This window comes from Bacillus sp. FSL K6-2431 (assembly GCF_038005165.1).
GTDB classification, from domain to species: domain Bacteria; phylum Bacillota; class Bacilli; order Bacillales; family Bacillaceae; genus Bacillus; species Bacillus pumilus.
Genome location: NZ_JBBOSQ010000001.1, coordinates 2521734 through 2540348, shown reverse-complemented (window position 1 = coordinate 2540348; position 18615 = coordinate 2521734). Strand labels below are relative to the sequence as shown.

Annotated in this window: 21 protein-coding genes; 10 read left to right on the top strand and 11 right to left on the bottom strand. The window is 41.3% G+C overall.

All coding sequences use genetic code 11. The features are described 5' to 3' along the window. Window positions 1-97: 97 nt before the first annotated feature. Window positions 98-493 (bottom strand): large conductance mechanosensitive channel protein MscL, encoded by a 396-nt coding sequence (mscL, locus tag MHH40_RS12705; protein ID WP_003215139.1) that lies wholly within the window; start codon window positions 491-493, stop codon window positions 98-100. A gap of 125 nt (window positions 494-618) precedes the next feature. After that, window positions 619-1053: a 3-hydroxyacyl-ACP dehydratase FabZ gene (gene fabZ / locus MHH40_RS12700; RefSeq protein ID WP_034620258.1), complete on the bottom strand. Its 435-nt coding sequence runs from the start codon at window positions 1051-1053 to the stop codon at window positions 619-621. Between the two features lie 218 nt (window positions 1054-1271). Here fabZ and MHH40_RS12695 point away from each other — a divergent pair, with 218 nt between their 5' ends. After that, entirely contained in the window at window positions 1272-2327 is a 1056-nt protein-coding gene (locus MHH40_RS12695; protein WP_050944418.1) for a tetratricopeptide repeat protein, read from the top strand. 14 nt (window positions 2328-2341) lie between these two features. Here MHH40_RS12695 and MHH40_RS12690 read toward each other — a convergent pair whose 3' ends face one another. The 4 genes from MHH40_RS12690 to spoIIID form a co-directional block, all read right to left on the bottom strand. After that, window positions 2342-3160 (bottom strand): flagellar hook-basal body protein, encoded by an 819-nt coding sequence (locus MHH40_RS12690; protein ID WP_003215031.1) that lies wholly within the window; start codon window positions 3158-3160, stop codon window positions 2342-2344. Window positions 3161-3190: 30 nt separating this feature from the next. Next, the gene (locus MHH40_RS12685; protein ID WP_003215293.1) at window positions 3191-4030 is read right to left on the bottom strand and encodes a flagellar hook-basal body protein; all 840 of its coding nucleotides are present in this window, start codon (window positions 4028-4030) and stop codon (window positions 3191-3193) included. Between the two features lie 124 nt (window positions 4031-4154). After that, window positions 4155-5156, bottom strand: a complete 1002-nt coding sequence (mbl, locus tag MHH40_RS12680; RefSeq protein WP_012011515.1) for a cell shape-determining protein Mbl — start codon at window positions 5154-5156, stop codon at window positions 4155-4157. Window positions 5157-5340: 184 nt separating this feature from the next. Then, entirely contained in the window at window positions 5341-5619 is a 279-nt protein-coding gene (spoIIID, locus tag MHH40_RS12675; protein ID WP_008343327.1) for a sporulation transcriptional regulator SpoIIID, read from the bottom strand. 338 nt (window positions 5620-5957) lie between these two features. Between spoIIID and MHH40_RS12670 the strand changes: the two genes are divergently transcribed. From MHH40_RS12670 to MHH40_RS12660, 3 genes are all read left to right on the top strand, one after another. Then, window positions 5958-6371 carry a MarR family winged helix-turn-helix transcriptional regulator gene (locus MHH40_RS12670; RefSeq protein WP_003214738.1) on the top strand — a complete coding sequence of 138 codons (414 nt, stop codon included), beginning with the start codon at window positions 5958-5960 and terminating at the stop codon, window positions 6369-6371. A 15-nt stretch (window positions 6372-6386) separates the two neighbouring features. Then, window positions 6387-7574, top strand: coding sequence for an MFS transporter (locus MHH40_RS12665; protein WP_050944419.1), 1188 nt, complete (start codon window positions 6387-6389; stop codon window positions 7572-7574). A gap of 104 nt (window positions 7575-7678) precedes the next feature. Then, a complete protein-coding gene (locus MHH40_RS12660; protein ID WP_050944704.1) occupies window positions 7679-8278 on the top strand; it encodes an undecaprenyl-diphosphatase in 600 nt (199 codons plus the stop codon). Between the two features lie 37 nt (window positions 8279-8315). On the opposite strand, the gene MHH40_RS12655 is transcribed toward MHH40_RS12660, so the two are convergent. Continuing rightward, window positions 8316-9704: an MFS transporter gene (locus MHH40_RS12655; protein WP_050944420.1), complete on the bottom strand. Its 1389-nt coding sequence runs from the start codon at window positions 9702-9704 to the stop codon at window positions 8316-8318. Window positions 9705-9872: 168 nt separating this feature from the next. Between MHH40_RS12655 and MHH40_RS12650 the strand changes: the two genes are divergently transcribed. The 5 genes from MHH40_RS12650 to MHH40_RS12630 all read left to right on the top strand — a co-directional run bounded on the left by MHH40_RS12650 (window position 9873) and on the right by MHH40_RS12630 (window position 13997). Next, window positions 9873-10760: a transporter substrate-binding domain-containing protein gene (locus tag MHH40_RS12650; RefSeq protein WP_050944421.1), complete on the top strand. Its 888-nt coding sequence runs from the start codon at window positions 9873-9875 to the stop codon at window positions 10758-10760. Between the two features lie 40 nt (window positions 10761-10800). After that, window positions 10801-11478, top strand: a complete 678-nt coding sequence (locus tag MHH40_RS12645) for an amino acid ABC transporter permease (RefSeq protein ID WP_078061638.1) — start codon at window positions 10801-10803, stop codon at window positions 11476-11478. Between the two features lie 10 nt (window positions 11479-11488). Then, window positions 11489-12229, top strand: coding sequence for an amino acid ABC transporter ATP-binding protein (locus tag MHH40_RS12640; protein WP_050944422.1), 741 nt, complete (start codon window positions 11489-11491; stop codon window positions 12227-12229). Between the two features lie 193 nt (window positions 12230-12422). Continuing rightward, a complete protein-coding gene (locus tag MHH40_RS12635) occupies window positions 12423-13631 on the top strand; it encodes an ammonium transporter (protein WP_050944423.1) in 1209 nt (402 codons plus the stop codon). A gap of 18 nt (window positions 13632-13649) precedes the next feature. Beyond that, window positions 13650-13997, top strand: coding sequence for a P-II family nitrogen regulator (locus tag MHH40_RS12630; protein ID WP_003214763.1), 348 nt, complete (start codon window positions 13650-13652; stop codon window positions 13995-13997). A 79-nt stretch (window positions 13998-14076) separates the two neighbouring features. Here MHH40_RS12630 and MHH40_RS12625 read toward each other — a convergent pair whose 3' ends face one another. Continuing rightward, a complete protein-coding gene (locus MHH40_RS12625) occupies window positions 14077-14973 on the bottom strand; it encodes a peptidoglycan DD-metalloendopeptidase family protein (RefSeq protein ID WP_003214850.1) in 897 nt (298 codons plus the stop codon). Window positions 14974-15089: 116 nt separating this feature from the next. Between MHH40_RS12625 and MHH40_RS12620 the strand changes: the two genes are divergently transcribed. Beyond that, window positions 15090-15599 carry a GNAT family N-acetyltransferase gene (locus MHH40_RS12620; RefSeq protein WP_034620260.1) on the top strand — a complete coding sequence of 170 codons (510 nt, stop codon included), beginning with the start codon at window positions 15090-15092 and terminating at the stop codon, window positions 15597-15599. Window positions 15600-15631: 32 nt separating this feature from the next. On the opposite strand, the gene MHH40_RS12615 is transcribed toward MHH40_RS12620, so the two are convergent. Genes MHH40_RS12615 through MHH40_RS12605 form a run of 3 tightly spaced genes read right to left on the bottom strand, consistent with a single transcriptional unit; the run spans window position 15632 to window position 18517 of the window. Further along, window positions 15632-16162 (bottom strand): TlpA family protein disulfide reductase, encoded by a 531-nt coding sequence (locus MHH40_RS12615; RefSeq protein ID WP_050944424.1) that lies wholly within the window; start codon window positions 16160-16162, stop codon window positions 15632-15634. Continuing rightward, a complete protein-coding gene (locus MHH40_RS12610; protein WP_050944425.1) occupies window positions 16159-16716 on the bottom strand; it encodes a MauE/DoxX family redox-associated membrane protein in 558 nt (185 codons plus the stop codon). Before MHH40_RS12610 ends, MHH40_RS12615 begins: the two co-directional genes overlap by 4 nt. A 1-nt stretch (window position 16717) precedes the next feature. Then, the gene (locus MHH40_RS12605; protein WP_050944426.1) at window positions 16718-18517 is read right to left on the bottom strand and encodes an ABC transporter ATP-binding protein; all 1800 of its coding nucleotides are present in this window, start codon (window positions 18515-18517) and stop codon (window positions 16718-16720) included. Window positions 18518-18615: the final 98 nt, after the last annotated feature.

The window sequence follows — 18615 nt, the reverse complement described above, 5'->3', positions numbered from 1 at the left end:
CCTTTGCAGTCTAGAAAGGGCGAGCACCGAAGCACAGACCTGACAACGAATGCGAGGGTTTGCCTACACGCTGAGAGCGGGGTTAGCCGCTCTTTTTCTATTGCACATCTTTCGATTGGCTTTGATGTTTCAAGAGATCTCTAATTTCAGTTAGTAAAACTTCCGTTTGATCCGGCGTTTCTACAACCTCTTCTTCCTCTACCTTTTTCCGTTTTAATTTATTCAAATAACGAATAAAGATAAAAATGGAAAACGAGATAATCAAGAAATCAATCACTGTTTGTATGAAGCTTCCATATAAAATTTGCGCAGATCCGATCTTAATAGATAGACCGCTAAAATCATGTCCGCCAATAATAATACCGACGAGCGGCATGATCAAATCATTCACAAGAGAAGTGACAATTTTGCCAAATGCTCCCCCAATGATGACACCTACAGCCAAGTCAATGACATTTCCCTTGACTGCAAATTCTCTAAATTCTTTCAGCATCTTTTATCACCTTCATCTTTTTTGTCTAATATGACGTTTTTTTGTCAAAAATGCAAGTCCTGATCCGTTCAGACTAGTTGTTTCCATATAAAAAGCGATTCATCCTTGATGAACCGCCAGGCAAATCATGATACTTTAGGACCGATAGAAAATGTAAGTTCTGCTTCACATGCCACTTCGCCATCTACTGTGGCTACTGCTTTTCCTTTTGCAACCGGACCCTTGAGGCGCGTCACTTCTACCTCTAAACGAAGCTGATCGCCAGGCTTCACCTGTCTTTTGAAACGGCAGCCATCAATTCCTGCAAATAAACCAATTTTCCCTTTGTTTTCTTCTTTGCCTAACATAATGACTCCAAACACCTGCGCAAGTGCTTCTACAATTAGCACACCCGGCATGACTGGGTATCCTGGGAAATGACCATTAAAAAATTCTTCGTTCACTGTGACATTTTTAATCCCAACCGCTCTTTTCTCTCCCTCAACCTCTAAAATACGGTCGACCAATAAGAATGGATAACGGTGTGGAATAATGTCTTGAATTTGCTGAGCATCAAGCATATCTTGATCTCTCCTTTTTTCTATATCGATGATCTTCATTTGATTCCTATAGAAGTATATTATGAATGCTCGTATTTTTCAACGTCCGCTCCACATATATGGTAAAAAATAGAATCTACTATTACCTATTGTCATCAAATATAATCCACACTACACTCATTGTTTTTTCACAAATATGGTAATATATATTACATCATTGATTGAATAAGAGGGTAAAAATGAATTTTATAAGTGATAAATCCATTAAAAAACTTCTCCATTCGTGGTATACAATGCTAAAGCATCGACATTTTTCGAAGGCTGAAGAAATCAAAACAACTCTATTAAAACATCAACGTAAAATATCAAAAAAACAGGAACTCTATTTACATTATCAGCTGATGCTTTTTCGCCAGCAGCTCTGGATGAATCAGACAGAGGACTTAGAAAAAATGAAACATGAATTGATGCAGCACAAAGATGATATGAACGAAGAACTGGCCTATTACTTTTACTTCTTTCTCGGACTTTACGAAGCTTTAAACAGCGATCAAAATGATGCGATCTACTATCTCGAAAAGGCGGAAGAACGACTGTCGTTCCTTAACGATGAGCTGGAGGAAGCAGAGTTCCATTTCCGTACAAGTGGTGTTTATTACAACAACCGCTATTCGTTGCTATCGATTCGTCATGTTCAAAAAGCCATGGATATCTTTGCAAAGCATGGGGATGACCACAGCCTCTATCGTTGTAAAATTGTGCTTGGTCTTAATTATAGCGATCAAAAAAAATATGAAGAAGCAGAAGCTCTTTTTATTGAGATCATCGAATACGTGAAAATCATTGATGATCAAGAACTGCTCGGTATCGTTTATTATGACGCTGGCTTTATTCAGTCGAGACAAAACCGTCACAAGAAAGCGCTGGAATACTTTAAAAAAGCACTTCGTCTGCCAGCATACCGAAAGTCCGCACACTCTTATGTATCGTGCCTCTACGAAACTGTGCGTTCCTGTTATAAAGAAAATTTAACCGATGAAGGTATGAAGTATATTCAAAAAGGATTAAAAGAAGCCGTTGCTTCACAATTTGATATATTAAGAATCAAGTTCCAAATCTTATTTCTTCTCTACAGCCAAACGCCAAAGGCAGATGAGCAGATTGCAAGGCTCGTCACATGCCTTGAACGAAAAGAAGCTTGGATTGATCTTGAGGATTTGCTTGCCGATGTCTCAGATTTTTATAAAAAAAAGGGCGACTTTGAGCGAGCCGCCTTTTTTATCATGAGAGGCTGATGTCAGCCTGCCCATTATCGAATTGTATTCACTAATCCAAGCATTTGATCACCCATCGTAATCGTTCTTGAGTTCATCTGATAGGAGCGCTGTGTTGTCATGAGATCTGTTAATTCTTTAGACATGTCCACATTCGACGTTTCAAGTGCACCTTGCTGAAGCTGAATCGCTTGACGGTTTGCTCCATTTAGTGCCGTTAATGCACCTTGATAAGTACCGTCAACTGAGAACAAATTATCTCCTTCAGAGACAAGTGCTGAAGAGTTATTGACTTGTACAACACCTAGATTCACTTGCTGATTCGGTTGATTATCTCTTGAAATGGCTGTTAGACGTCCATTTTTATCAATTGAAATATCACGGAAATTCGCATTTAAGACGATTTCATTTCCGTTTTCATCAAGAATCGGATGGCCTTCGCTAGTGACAAGCTGCACTTGATTACGATTATTGCCTGGCTGTAAGTAAAGAGAACCGTCTCTTGTATAACGAATATTACCGCCGACATTGACCTGCATATACTGAGACGGCGCTCCAAATGCAACATCAAGATCACGGCCTGTTTCTTTAATCGAGCCTTGCAGCGAGTTAATGGACGCATTCACCATCGTACCCGTACCAAGCCTTAGCCCATCAGGTGTCAGACGACTGTTTGCCACCTGCGCATTTTTTTCATCCACCTGGTTGAACTGTTGTCTGATAAGCTCTGAGAAACGGGTATTTTTCGCACGGTACCCTGTTGTTTCACTGTTCGCGATGTTATTACTGATAATATCAAGCTGCTTTTGTACTTCGTTCATTGATACAGCTGCATTGATCATCGTTCTAAGCATGAGAATCCTCCTTTCTTTTTCATGTCTTGATTAGTACACTCTGCCAATTTCATTCACTGCTTTTTCTAAGCTTTTATCATACGCCTGAACCACTTTTTGGTTTGTTTCAAATGCTCGATAGGCGGTTGTCATTTCTGTATATGATTTCGTCACATCCACGTTCGACAGCTCCGATACACCTTGACTTAGCGTATAGGACATTTGACCGTTATTGACTGCGCTTGGCAGGGGCTGGTTATCAGCTGTACGGTATAAATCATTTCCTTCTCTCGCTAAGTTCCTTGTATCCATCGCAACACGCACATCAATTTGCCCGAGATTTTGTCCATTTTCACTCACAGTTCCATCTGCATTCACTTTGAAATTCTCACTCTGAACCGTAATTGGCTGACCTGTGACAGAAAGAAGGGCACGTCCATTGATAGTCAACTGATTTTGTGCGTTCATTGTAATTGAGCTGCTTTTCGTATAACGAACGCCTTCTGGTGTATTGACCGCATAAAAAAGCGCTGATTTCTGATTGGTCTCCGGGTTGATCGGCACATTATTTTCGACTAGTGCGACATCCGTTGTTTGATCTGTTGTTTTTAAAGTTCCTTGTGTAAATTGAGGAATCAGTTCCTGCATATATGTCCCCGTATTAATGCCGCCAATCGGCGTTTGCTGTGGAACACTAAAACCTTTGCCTGAGGAAGTTTGGAAACGTCCTGACTCCATTCGGCTTAGCAGCATTTCTGGAAATGCCCGCATGGTCCCCTCATCCGCTTTATATCCTGGCGTATTCGCATTTGCGATATTATTTGAAAGCATTTCTGTCCGCCGCTCTTGAGCGATCATGGCAGATGTTGCGGTATATAGTCCTTTTAACACGTGCTCACCTCATTAAAATTCTTTCACATGACCTAAACACAATCTTCTATGAAATATATCGGCATATTTGCAGGGTTCTTTAATAAAAATCCCCCATTCTTTCGAAAAAGAATGAGGGACATCATTAGCTGAGTTTACGCTTTGGCAGCTTGTCCATATTATCAAGCATGACGCCAGTACCAACAGCTACACAATCCATCGGATTTTCAGCCACGAAAACTGGTACTTTCAGCTCTTCTGCAAGCAATTGATCAAGCCCGTTTAGAAGAGCTCCGCCACCTGTAATGATGACGCCGCGATCAATAATATCAGCTGATAATTCAGGCGGTGTTCTCTCAAGAACTTGCTTCGCAGCCTGAACAATCGCAGATACAGATTCACGCAATGCTTCTTCTACTTCTTTGCTTGTGACGGTAATCGTTCTTGGTAATCCTGTCACCATGTCTCGTCCACGAATTGAAATCTCTTCATGACGTGCGTCTGGGAATACCGTTGCAACTTGGATCTTAATATCCTCAGCCGTGCGTTCACCGATCAACAGCTTGTACTCTTTTTTAATGTAGTTGAGAATTTCCAGATCAAATTTATCTCCAGCCATTTTAATAGAAGAGGCGGTTACAATGTCACCCATTGAGATGACAGCGATATCTGTCGTTCCGCCTCCAATATCTACGACCATGTTTCCACTTGGCTGAAAAATATCCATACCAGCACCAATAGCTGCTACTTTTGGCTCTTCTTCAAGAAATACATGCTTACCGCCGCTTTTTTCAGCAGCTTCTTTGATCGCCTTCTGCTCAACAGATGTAATGTTTGTTGGGCAGCAGATGAGCATACGCGGCTTAGAGAATAGCCCTTTCACATTTAATGAGTTAATAAAATGCTTGAGCATCGCTTCAGTTACTTCAAAATCAGCAATTACGCCATCTTTTAATGGACGAATCGCAACAATATTCCCAGGCGTACGTCCAACCATACGTCTAGCCTCTTCTCCAACAGCCAAAACTTTCCCGCTGTTTTTGTCAAGAGCTACAACAGATGGTTCATTTAACACAATTCCTTTTCCTTTGACATGAATCAGTACATTGGCAGTACCAAGATCAATTCCAATATCCCTAGCAAACATCTATATATATCCTCCTTGAAAATCTGTTTCCATAGCAAATACCACATTCTGCCCTAATTATATATTCTATCATAATTTGCAGAAAAAAAGATATTTCTTTACAAAAGTCTTTACAAAATTTGTGGTTAGAAACTACCGATATGAGGAAGATATATATATCATGTTTAAGAACAAAGAACTAATCTTATTGTTTCACAGGCTCGCCTTCTAAAATTTCTTCTTTTTTATACTTTAATTTAGTGGCTTCTCCCCCTCGCAAGTGGCGGATTGATTTATGATAATCCAGTATCTCCTTCACTTCATTAGCCAGATCTGGATTAATTTCTGGCAGTCTTTCTGTTAAATCCTTGTGTACAGTACTTTTAGAGACTCCAAATTCTTTCGCAATTACACGAACGGTTTTCTTTGTCTCCACGATATACTTTCCTATCTTGATTGTTCGCTCTTTGATGTAATCGTGCACACCACTCGACCTCCCTAAAATGGATGTGAGAAGTGTGAAATGAGATCCGTATCAATATTGTCCATTTTCAGCGGCGCTTGTTCGTCTTAATTCCTCATCCATTAGGTAGTAAATGCCAAACACGATCCCTCACCTCAAACACTCTCTTTGTCAGGTTTGTAACAGTGTATTAGCATTGCATAGGGAATATGCTAAAAATGAAGATGGGACAAGGAATTTATCAGAAAATGCAATCATTTCGAGTGGCGAAAATTTTCACTTTACAAGAATGGGTTGAGCACGTAAAATAGAAAAGGTGATTTTATTTACCTAGCTAAATATTGAATAAAGGTGATCATATGGATACGTTAAATAGAGAGTGTTTACATCAAATACACCAAAGCGCCAGGTTGCTGTCTAAAAAGGCGAACGAAGCGCTTGCTGCTTATGACTTGTACATGTCCCAATGGACTGTACTTTTTTGTTTGGATACATTCGGCCCGAAAACCCAAAAAGACATTTGGACATATTTGAACGTCGAAGCCCCAACCATTACCCGAACCGTAACCCGTCTAGAAGCAAATGGCTGGGTGAAACGTGTACAAGGAAAAGACAAACGTGAAAATCTGATCGTGATGACAGATGATGCTAAGGCCCGATTTGAAGAAATCAAACGTACGATGGAACAATTTGAAGAAGAATGTCTTTCAAATTTCACCCACGAAGAAAAACAACTCCTCCATACACTTTTACACAAATTATCAACTGAATAGGAAGTGACATACATCATGAACGAACGCATTTGGACGAGAGACTTTATCATGATTGTCCTGGTGAATTTATTTACGTTCACCTCTTTTTATGCCCTTTTGACATTACTGCCCATTTACACAATGGATGAACTAAATGGAACAGAATCACAGGGCGGTCTCCTTGTGACGGTCTTCTTATTGTCTGCCATTGTGACAAGACCGTTTTCAGGAGCGATTATTGAGAAATTTGGTAAAAAACAGATGGCGATTTTCTCATCAACGGCTTTTGCCTTACTCACTTACTTATACATCCCAATTGATCAATTCCAAACGCTTCTCATGCTGCGTTTCGTGCAGGGCATCTTTTTTAGCATTTTGACGACAGTAACCAGTGCCATTGCGGCAGATATGATTCCAAAACATAAACGCGGGGAAGGACTCGGCTACTTTGTCATGTCCATGAACCTCGCTGTGGTTATCGGTCCATTTATCGCACTGAATCAAGTAGGAAAAGTAGGATTCCATTCCTTATTCCTTCTTTTTTCCATTATCGTTACCATTGGTGCCGCTTTTACAATGCTGATCAGACAGCCAGAGCTTGAAGATGGGGGTAGTGTCGTCTTCCGATTTACTTTTTCTCATCTGTTTGAAAAAGGTGCATTAAAAACAGCGGCAGTCGGCATCATTATTTCCTTCTGTTATTCGCCGATCATTTCATTTATTTCAGTCTATGCCAATTCCCTTGACTTGATGGGGGCAAGCAGTTATTTCTTTATTGTGTTTGCGGCAGCGATGCTTGGATCACGTCCATTTACAGGCAGACTTTTTGACCGAGTAGGACCTCACATTGTGATCTATCCTTCGATTGCTCTTTTTGCGATTGGTTTATGGATGCTGACAGCTACACATTCAGCTACAATGCTTCTTCTATCAGGTGGTGTCATTGGACTTGGCTATGGATCGCTAGTACCATGTTTACAAACACTTGCCATTCAGCACTCACCAGCTCACCGTACAGGCTATGCGACGGCTACTTTCTTTACCCTATATGATACGGGTATTGCTGCTGGATCATTTGTATTTGGTCTTCTTGTCAGCTTCACAGACTTTTCAAATGTATATCTCATTGCAGGTATTGTTGTCTTGCTCAGTATGATTGTTTTTTATTGGAGTGAACGAAAGCCCCAAGAAGCAAAAGCACAGAAGGTCTCCCTATCAGAATAGGATTCTATTTTAAACTTCAACGGAAACATGCTAAAATATAGGATGTTTCAAATAGACGATTATTTGAAAAATAGTTGGCATTAAGCGAAGGTATAGGTGATGTTTTGAATTACGAATTGTTTAAAGTGATACACGGGATGGCTCATCATTCTGAGTTTTTAGATCAGGCCATGATTTTCATTACGAAAAAGGCCATTCTTGTGTACGCCCTTGTCTTATTGATTTGCTGGTTTTTAGGTAATCACAAATTTAAGAAGCATGTCTTCTTTTCCGGTGTAACGGGTATCGCGGCACTTATCGTCAATTTTGCGATTACACTGTTTCATTATGAGGAGCGGCCGTTTGTGGCGCATAAAGTCGACACACTCATTCCGCACTCAGCAGATGCTTCCTTCCCAAGTGACCATACAACAGGTGCACTGGCTCTTTCACTTGCCATTCGATCTCGTAATAAAAAGCTTGGCAACATCTTGCTCGTCTTTGGATTACTCACAGGATTCTCCCGCATCTGGGTCGGTCACCATTATCCATTAGATGTTTTAGGCAGCTTGGTCGTATCGATTGTGGTCGTCTTTATCATGAATAAATTATGGAAATTCTTTGACTCTCCAATTGATCGCATCGTTACTTTCTATGAGACAATTGTAGGGAAAATATTTAGAAGGAAGCAAAAGGGTCAGGGCTCTGACCTGTCTAACTCTTAAGCGGCTTGCGATAACGTGATGAAGAATCTTCTTCCACTTATCGCGCCGCTTTTTTTATTGACTGTCCTCCTCTGACCTTGTTCGAAAAATAAAGACTGACACCGATGCCGATAAGGGAAATCATGATCAGCGTCCAGCCTAACTGCTCAAAATGAGGACCAGCAATTTCATCTCCAAACAGCATACCGAGAACAGCAGATGACAGAATGGAACCAAGGTAGCGACATGTTTGAAAAAGCCCAGAGGACGTGCCAATCATATGCTGAGGGCTTGCCTTGAGCATCGCAGCTTGCAGCGCAACATTTCCAATCCCGTAACTAAGTCCAAGCAGCGCTAGAACAAGCCCTTTTCCCCATAATGGTGCCGGAATAAAAAAGAAGGTCATCGCAGACGCCCCAGCCAGCATCAATACCGCACTGGCTAATACCGGATGGCGTTCATCCCCGCGGTCCACCCACTTACCCGTCAGCGGAGAGACAATGATGCTCACCCCAGACATGCAAAGCATAAAAAGACCCGTCATTTCCACACGCCAGCCTAATTCATCTTGGAAATAGCTCGGCAAACCAAAGAAAAGACAATAGAAAAAGATATTTAAAATGATAAATTGCACATACACGAGTGAAAGTCGCTGCTCCTGTCTGAACATCCGAATTTGAATAAACGGTTCATCCACCTGATACTCCCACCAAATAAAAGCGCCTGCACTCACGAGACAAAGAATCCCCTGTACATATTGAATGCCATGACCTAGTGATAATAAAAACGAAAGCAGAAGGACAATACAAACTGTAAAAAGCAGCATCCCTGGCAGATCGAGCTTCCGTACCGTTTCACCTATACGCAGCTTTCTCTTTTTCTGCTCCTTTGGAAACAAAGATAGTCCAAGAAAGAAGCTGATTAAAATAAAAGGCAGATTCACTAAAAAGATAGCCGGCCAGCCGCCGATTGTCATTAAAAAGCCGCCAAGTGTCGGTCCAAGCGCCGTCATCGCTGAAGCAAAAATGGACAATACCGCTAACGCCGATGCCTGCTTGTCTTGAATATGATCCCGAATGAGTCCGACACCAGAAGGATAAATGGCACTGCTCCCAATTGCCTGCAATAGCCGGATCACAATCAGCACCGCAAACGTCGGGGCAAACGGCGCACAGATGGCTGAGACCGCGACAAGACCCAGTCCGAATAAAAATAATGTTCTCCGGTTCATCACATGATCCCCAACCCGGCCGCTCATCGGCTGCGTCACCGCACTAGCTAAATAAAAAGACGAAATAAGCCAAGATACAGTCGTAAATGACAAACCGAATTCATGCTGGATTTGATGCAAGGCCAAAGAAATCATTGAGGAATTCAACGGATTTAACATCGTCCCAAAGGCAATCGCAGTTAAAAAGACTTTTCGGTTGTCCCTCCACTTCTTCATACACCGACCCCCTCTTTGTGTTCTGACATGTTTCCTTCCGTTATTATGAGATTCATTTCCCTTTTTTACCCTGATCAATTCAAGTTCTCTCTTGGAAAAGCAAGACATACATTTTAAAAAGGGCGAGTGTTGGAAAAACACATATAAAATTGAGAATATGAGGAACAAATGGTAAGATGCTACACATATTTAAAAGCCTACTTTCTCCTTATATGGAGAAAGGCTGAAAAGGAGGAGAAGCTTATTATTAAGAAAAGACGGTTTTGGGTCCCAGCCCTTTTCTCGGTTGCAGTATTACTTCTGTCTTCGTGTGGTGCAAATGAAACAAATGGGAACGGAGATAAACGTAATTCTACAGCGAAAGGGTCGCCAATTTTGGAGGATGGAAAATTTATATTTGCAGCATCAGGTGAATTTCACCCGTTCAGTTACATGGATGGAAATCAGATGTCAGGCTTTGATATCGATGTAGGCAATGCGATTAGTGACAAACTAGGCCTCGAGCCTATACAGAAGAAATATAAATTCGCAGGCATCGTTGAAGGTGTGAAATCAGGAAAATTTGATGCGGCAGTTGCAAGTCATACCATCAATGAGGAACGAAAAAAACACGTCCTTCTTTCTAAGCCCTACTACTACTCTGGTCCGCAAATTTTCACAAGACCTGGTGCAGACATTCAACATGCTGATGATTTAAAAGGCAAAGAAATTGCTGTATCAAAAGGCTCGTCCTACGCTGATATTGCAAAGGAACATAGCGGGCAGGAACCAAAATATTACGACAGTGATGTAGTCGCTTTAGAAGCACTAGCCAACGGAAAACACGATGCAGTCGTGACGGATTTTGCGACAGGTGCAGAAGCCATGAAGAAAAAATTAAAGATCGAAGCGCAGGAAAGACTCGGACAAAGTGAGCAGGCAATTGCTGTATCTAAAGAAAATGAACAGCTCATAAAAGAGATCAACGATGCGATTGACGCATTAAAAAAGGATGGAACATTAAAACAAATTAGCGAGAAATACTTTGATGAAGACATCACAGTCAAACAAAATTAAAACCACGATTGTGCGCCTTTTTTAGGCGCACTTTCTTCAAATGGAGATGATTGTTTTGCCTACCCTATCACATTTTTTTCAGACGCTGATTGATTCAAGAGGTATTTTTTTAGAAGGAATGCTGCTCACCTTACAGCTCACTGTGATCAGCATCTTCATCGGCATGTTCATCGGGCTTTTCTTTGCTTTATTGAAAATATCACGCGTGGCTGTCTTTGGTTATATCGCCAACGCCTATATCTTCCTTGTACGCGGCACACCACTGATTGTTCAAATTTTCATCCTATATTTTGGACTGACAGAATTAAATATTCCCGACTTCTGGGCCGCTTCCATTGCGCTCGCCTTTCATAATGGAGCGTATATAGCAGAAATATTCAGAGGTGCCATCCAATCAATCGATCAAGGGCAAAAAGAGGCTGGACGCTCTCTTGGCATGGGGCGTTTTCTAACAATGAGACGTATTATTCTCCCGCAAGCGATGCGGCGTGCCCTCCCCCCTCTTGGCAACCAGTTCATTATTGGCTTAAAAGATTCATCACTCGCCGCCTTTATTAGCGTCAATGAACTATTTAACGTCGCCACGACCCAAGGCTCAAACAGCTTTGACAATATGACCTATTTACTTGTTGTAGCCGTCTATTACTTAGTTCTTGTCCTGCTGTTAACATTCGCTGTCCAAACCTTTGAGAAGAAACTATCAGTCAGTGACCATTAGGAGGAGAAACATGACAGAATCAAAGGAACTCATTCGTGTTGAAAAACTCAATAAACACTTCGGAGAACTGCATGTTTTAAAGGATATCGACCTCACTGTTTATGAAAATGATGTGGTCGTCTTAATCGGAGCCAGTGGCTCTGGAAAAAGCACCTTGCTCCGCTGTATGAACTTTTTAGAAATCAAAAATGATGGAGAAATCGTCATTGATGGCAGCCCTGTTCACCCAAAACGCGATCAATTAAACGAGATGCGGCAAAAAATAGGCATGGTGTTTCAGCATTTTAACCTCTTTCCGCATAAAACTGTGCTTGAAAACATCATCGAAGCGCCTGTTATGGTGAAAAAAACAAAAAAGGCTCAAGCTGTATCAGAAGCCAATGTCCTGTTAGAAAAGGTCGGACTTGCGGATAAAGCCAACGTATATCCTTCTAAGCTATCAGGCGGTCAAAAGCAGCGTGTGGCTATTGCAAGAGCTCTCGCCATGAAACCAGATGTCATGTTATTTGACGAACCTACGTCTGCCCTCGATCCAGAGCTTGTAGGCGAGGTACTACAAACAATGAAAAGTCTCGCAAAAGAAGGCATGACGATGGTTATCGTCACACATGAAATGGGCTTTGCAAAAGAAGTCGCCGATCGTGTCGTCTATATGCACGAAGGCCGTATCGTCGAAGAAGGCACGCCATCAAAATTGTTCGATTCTCCTCAAGAGGAACGAACCAAGCTGTTTCTCAGCTCCATTTTATAGGTCAAACGCCCTTTATTTTTCGTGCTCAATGCACGTTTTTTCTCATATTTCACGAACTTTTCATCCATTTATATTGAATATAACCAAAAACCATGTAAGATTACCTTACATGAATATGTTATATATGACTTTTCTCTCTATAATGAAGAATTAAGAAATCAATTAATTCTGAATGATTCAGGGGGAATGCAGCATGCAAATGGGTGATACAGTATTTATGTTCTTCTGCGCACTACTCGTGTGGTTAATGACACCAGGTTTAGCCTTATTCTACGGAGGACTCGTGAGAAGTAAAAACGTCTTAAGTACAACCATGCACAGCTTAACTTCACTAGCGATCGTCTCTATCGTATGGATCATGTTTGGCTATTCCTTGGCTTTTGCGCCAGGCAATGCATGGATTGGAGGCTTAGACTGGATTGGATTAAAAGGCGTTGGCTTTGAACCCGGTCCCTACAGTGAGACCATCCCACATTCATTGTTCATGATGTTCCAAATGACCTTTGCCGTCTTAACAACAGCCATCATCTCAGGTGCCTTTGCTGAACGAATTCGCTACTCAGCGGTCGTTGTGTTTACACTCCTTTGGGTCACATTTGTATACGCGCCAGTCGCACACTGGGTATGGGGCGGCGGTTGGATTGGCGAAATGGGTGCGCTCGACTTCGCTGGAGGAAACGTGGTTCACATTTCATCAGGTGTTGCAGGTCTAGTCGTAGCGATTGTGCTCGGGAAGCGTAAAGAAGCAGCAAGCTCTTCTCCTCACAATTTGATTTATACTCTTCTTGGCGGAGCTGTCATTTGGTTTGGATGGTTTGGCTTTAACGTTGGAAGTGCCCTTACCTTAGACAGTGTCGCAATGTATGCCTTTATTAACACCAATACAGCTGCTGCTGCAGGAATCATCGGCTGGCTGTTAGTCGAGTGGATGATCAACAAAAAACCGACCATGCTCGGCGCGATTTCTGGAGCCATCGCAGGTCTTGTGGCAATTACACCTGCCGCCGGTTTTGTCACACCTTTTGCTTCTATCATCATCGGAATTATTGGCGGGATTGTGTGTTTCTGGGGAGTCTTCTCACTCAAAGCCAAATTTGGCTATGATGATGCACTAGATGCATTCGGTCTTCACGGAATTGGCGGGACTTGGGGAGGAATTGCAACCGGGCTTTTCGCAACAACCTCTGTCAATGACGGTGGAGCCAATGGATTATTCTACGGAGATCCCAGCTTACTTTGGAAGCAAGTCGTCGCTATTGTGGCCACTTATACCTTTGTAGCTGTTGTGACATACGTAATCATCAAAGTGGTCAATCTCTTCTTTAAGATTCGCGCAACCGAAGAAGAAGAATCAGTGGGTCTTGATTTAACCATGCATGGGGAAAAAGCTTATCAAGATTAAAGAAAAAGGGGTGTCTCTATGAGCAAAATGTATAAAGTGGAGATTGTCACACGTCCAGCCAATTTTGAAACATTAAAGGTGGAGCTTGGAAAGATTGGCGTCACTTCCATTACCTTTTCGAATGTACACGGCTGCGGTTTACAAAAGGGACATACAGAGCTATACCGTGGCGTCAAAAAGGAAAGTAATGTGTACGAACGATTAAAGATTGAAATCGTCCTAAGCGAAGTACCTGTCGAACAGGTCGTTGAAACAGCTCAAAAGGTACTTCGTACAGGCGAACCAGGGGATGGGAAAATTTTTATATATGAGATAGAAAATACAATCAACATTCGGACAGGTGAAGAAGGACCTGCCGCTCTTTAAACCATCCTCCGCCGAGTGCGGGGGATTTTTTAAAGACAGAAAAAACCTCTGCATGATTCATATACAGAGGTTTCAAGACTTAAGATTGTTTTGTTTCTTCAGATTGACTGCTGTCTTTAGAGGAATCAGAAGACTTTTCTTGATCAGAGGATTTGCCCTTCTCATCAGACTTTTCTTCAGATTTTTCTCCAGCAGGCTCTTTGGCCTTATCTTCAGCAGCAGGTTCCTTCGTTTTTTCATCAGCTTTTGGCTGAGCAGGTTCTTTTGCTTCTTCCGTCACTTCTTGCGCGGCCTTTTCAATAGTTGAAACAGGCTTGTCAATGAAGCTAAGTGGATTAAGCGCTAAACCTTCCATACGAATTTCAAAATGCACATGGTTGCCGCTTTCAGCACCATAAAGATTTTTACCAGAAGCACCGATGACATCATTCTGCTTCACTTCATCGCCTTCTTTAACACTCACCTGTGACAACGATTGATAAACAGTCGATAATCCATCTTCATGTTCAATTTCAACGACGTGACCGAGAACTGGATCTTTTTTCGCTTGAACCACTGTTCCACTAAGAGCAGCTGTGACATCAAACACTTTGCCATCTTTATCTGCAAGATCAATACCTTTGCTCAAGGTATAGGTGTTATTATAGTTTACAAGTGCTGCTTCTTTTTCTTTTTGATCAGCATCTGCTTCATAGAACTTTTTCACGACAGAAACATTATCAGAATTCTGGACTGGCATGGCAACATTTTCAATTGGCTTTCCAACTTCAACGGCATCATCACGCTGTTCTTGCCCTGTTTGATTTCCATCAGATAGTTGGTCTTTCACATCTTTTGATACAGCTTGATACCAAAGAACGGCTGTTAACACGACCGCTGCGCTGACCAAGTAAATTGCAGGGAATACCCAGCGCTTACGGAAAAATTGCTGAACTTTTGTGATTTTGGAAGTACGTTTCTTTTCTTCCTCTCTCATTTTTCATCACCTCAGCAACATTCTGAACACTTTTCAAAAAATATATACACACGAAATCATTTTTCTTTTTATTTTGCGCAATCGCATCAATAATATGTATGATGAATGAAAAAAAGATGGGGGACTTTAATGTGAAAACTTTCAACCGTATAGCAACAGAAGATGACCTCAAAGCAATCGTTGATATTTACAATTCGACTATAGCTTCAAGAGAAGTAACCGCCGATACAGAACCAGTTTCAGTTGAAGACCGCCGGCAATGGTTTTTGAATCATTCAGAGAAAAGACCTCTCTATGTGAAAACAGATGAGGATGGACATATTTACGGCTGGCTCAGCTTTGAAACGTTTTATGGAAGACCTGCATACAACGGGACCGTTGAAATGAGTATTTACTTAAACCAAGACGATCGAGGGAAAGGCTTAGGGTCACTTTTTTTACAAGAGGCCATTGAGTTGGCACCTTCACTAGGCATTCGAACATTACTCGCCTTTATTTTCGGGCACAACGAAGCCAGCATTCGATTATTTAAAAAGCACGGCTTTGAAACATGGGGTCACCTGCCACGCATCGCAGAAATGGACGGCAGCAGGTACGATTTAGACATTCTAGGAAAAGAATTATAAAATGAGCGTCTCTCCAACAAAGAGACGCTTTTTTATGATGCGTGTAACAGCTGTTCAAACTGTTTCGCATTTTGAACAGATTTTCTTTGGAGGATGATGCCATGTTCATCTATCAGAATCGCTTGCGGAACAACAGTTACCCCATACAGCTCCATGATTTGCGAAGAGCGCATATACACAGCTTGATCAGGCAGCAATTGAAGGAGCAATGCATCATCTCCTTGTTCATCTCCATTGATGAACATGAATTGAGTATCATCGCTAGAAATGTGCTGACGCATATCAGACAAAATGCTTTTGCATGTCATACAAGTGGTATTTACAAATAACAGCATCACGGCTCTTCCGTTTTGTAAATACTCCTTTAAAATAACCTTATCTCCTAAACGTGTATAGCTTCGAAATAACGGCGCACCATCACCAACATCCGCTTCCTTTAATTCAATCCCATCAAGGGATTTAATTTTACTCATAAATTTTCCGATAAAGCGGGCAAGCAAAAACACGACCGCCAGCTGAGCTATGACAATGAATAACACAATAATTAGTAGAATATCAGTCATTTCACTTGGTCTCCTTCTATAAACGATTCAAATTGATTCATCCATTTTCTTTTGAACATCATGATTGTTTTCCCAACCGCTATAATCAGACAGACAGCCACTGCAATCAGAAAACAAATAATATGAAGTGGCCACGGAATTGTTTCTACATAGGGATGGACATAAAACAACCCAATCACAAGAGCCAGCATCGACACATTACGAATCACAATTCCCCAGTGAAGATGGTCATTTTCAAGCAAACCTCCACAGCCGCATGAAATGTTACGATGTCCTCTCAATAAATTGAAGGTGACCGCTCCAGTATAGATACATAAAAGTGCTGTAAGACCAATCGCAGGTACAAAAGACATGTTCCACACGAACAATAAACCCGTACAAGCCAATTCAACAGTCAAAAACAAATAAAACATGGGCGCCGTGAGCGCAGGAGGCAGCAGGCGATAAGCATTCATCTGCTGAATATGCGCCGTTTGTTTTCTCACTTTATCAAGCCATGCACCTGCAAAGATGATTCCTAATAAATAGACACCTATAAAATAAAAGACACTCACCTTACGCCATCTCCTTTTGTTGAAATAGTTGGGATTGTGCCTCGTAAAGCCTTTTGTACTCTCCATCTAGCGCCATTAGCTCTTCATGGTTCCCCTCTTCAACGAAAGCACCATCTTTCATCACGATAATCCGGTCTGCTAAGCGGGCCGCTCCCATACGGTGTGTGATAAACAAGACCCCTTGATCCTGCGTATGATCGAATAGCTTTCGAATGAGTGAAATCTCCGATAGCGGATCGAGAGCAGAAGTCGGTTCATCTAAAATGATAAAATCACTTTCTCTAAAAAAGGTTCTCGCCATCGCAAGCTTTTGCCATTGTCCGCCAGACAGTTCATGACCTTCTTCAAAAAACCGGCCAAGCTGCGCATCGTATGTTTCTTCCATTTGATGAATTCTTTTCTCTATGCCGGCTTGCCGTGCAGCTGAGATCATGCGCTCTTTATCATCTATTTCGTCAATACGGCCAAATCCAATGTTTTCTTTCACAGTGAATTCGTACTTCATAAAATCTTGAAAAAGGACGGCCATTCTCGCATGATATGATTTTTTATAAATGGTCGAAATCGATTCACCATTGACCTTTTGCATATTCGGCTTATCTGGATCATATAAACCAGTCAAGCATTTAATCAAGGTCGTCTTACCTGATCCGTTATCCCCCACCAATGCAATGCGTTCACCTTTATCGATATGAAAATGTATATGTTCAATAGCAGGCGTTTTCATATTCGGATAGGTAAAAGAGAGATTTTCTAGCGTAATGGACTGAATACATTCAATCCTCCGAAGCGATGCCGCTTCCTCTGTCTGCTCATCAATTTCTTCTTCTCTCTTTTGAAAAGCTCTCATTTCATCAATATAGAGACTCGTTTCATATAAACTAGAACATTCCCTCGTCAAATCCTGAAAACCACTTTGAATATTTTGCACAGCTTGGAGCACAGCGACAAACGTACCCGCAGCTAATTTCTTTTGAAAGATAAGAAAGACAATAAAAAGACCGCAGCACACATAGGCAAATGTCATAAGCAATCCACCTGCCATCTCCCAGCGAACCTGACGTTTTAGTAATTTATATTTTTCATCTGCACTTTTTACATAATGGCCTTTCCATTTTTGAAGAAGGTAATTTCCTATTCCATATAAACGGATTTCCTTCAATGAATCTCGCTGCGCAACAAGATCAGACACATACATTTCTCTTCGATCATTTGCCGTTAACATGCGGTTTAATTGATACCGTGCGCCTCCAAAGAAAAGCTCAATCCACAAGACAGGCAGAGTACATAAGATCAGAATGACCGCCAAGCCCCAATGGATACCAATCATATAAATGAGAAGTGATACAACAGTAATCAATGCGCTCATGATTGTAAAAATACTTCTAACCATACTCAGAACATGCTGATGACTGTTCATCACACGTTGACTTTCATTATAAAAAGACGGGTGTTCAAATGTAATATATGGAAGCCTGATCGCCTTTTGAAGCAATTCACCCTTCAAATGCAAACCAATCAGATTTGTCGCTTTCTGCTGACTAAGCTGAAGAATGAATTGAAGCCCATATCCTAAAATCACAATGACCATTTGCAACCCAAATAACCTTAAGACCTTTTGAATATCTCCTGAAGAAGTCATGAATAAAATAATTTCATTAATCAATGTTTGAATAATCCAGACACTAGCCAAAGGCATAAAGCCAACGATCACTTGGATGAATAGAGTTAACAGAAGATATGATCGACTTCTTTTCCAAGTATAGGAGATTGCATATAAACAATGGTTCACTGTACTCATCAAACGCTCCACCTTACACCATTTAGTATAATTGACATATTTTTGATATTTATATTATGATAGCTCTGCGTAACTTCATTCTGAGAGGACGATATACG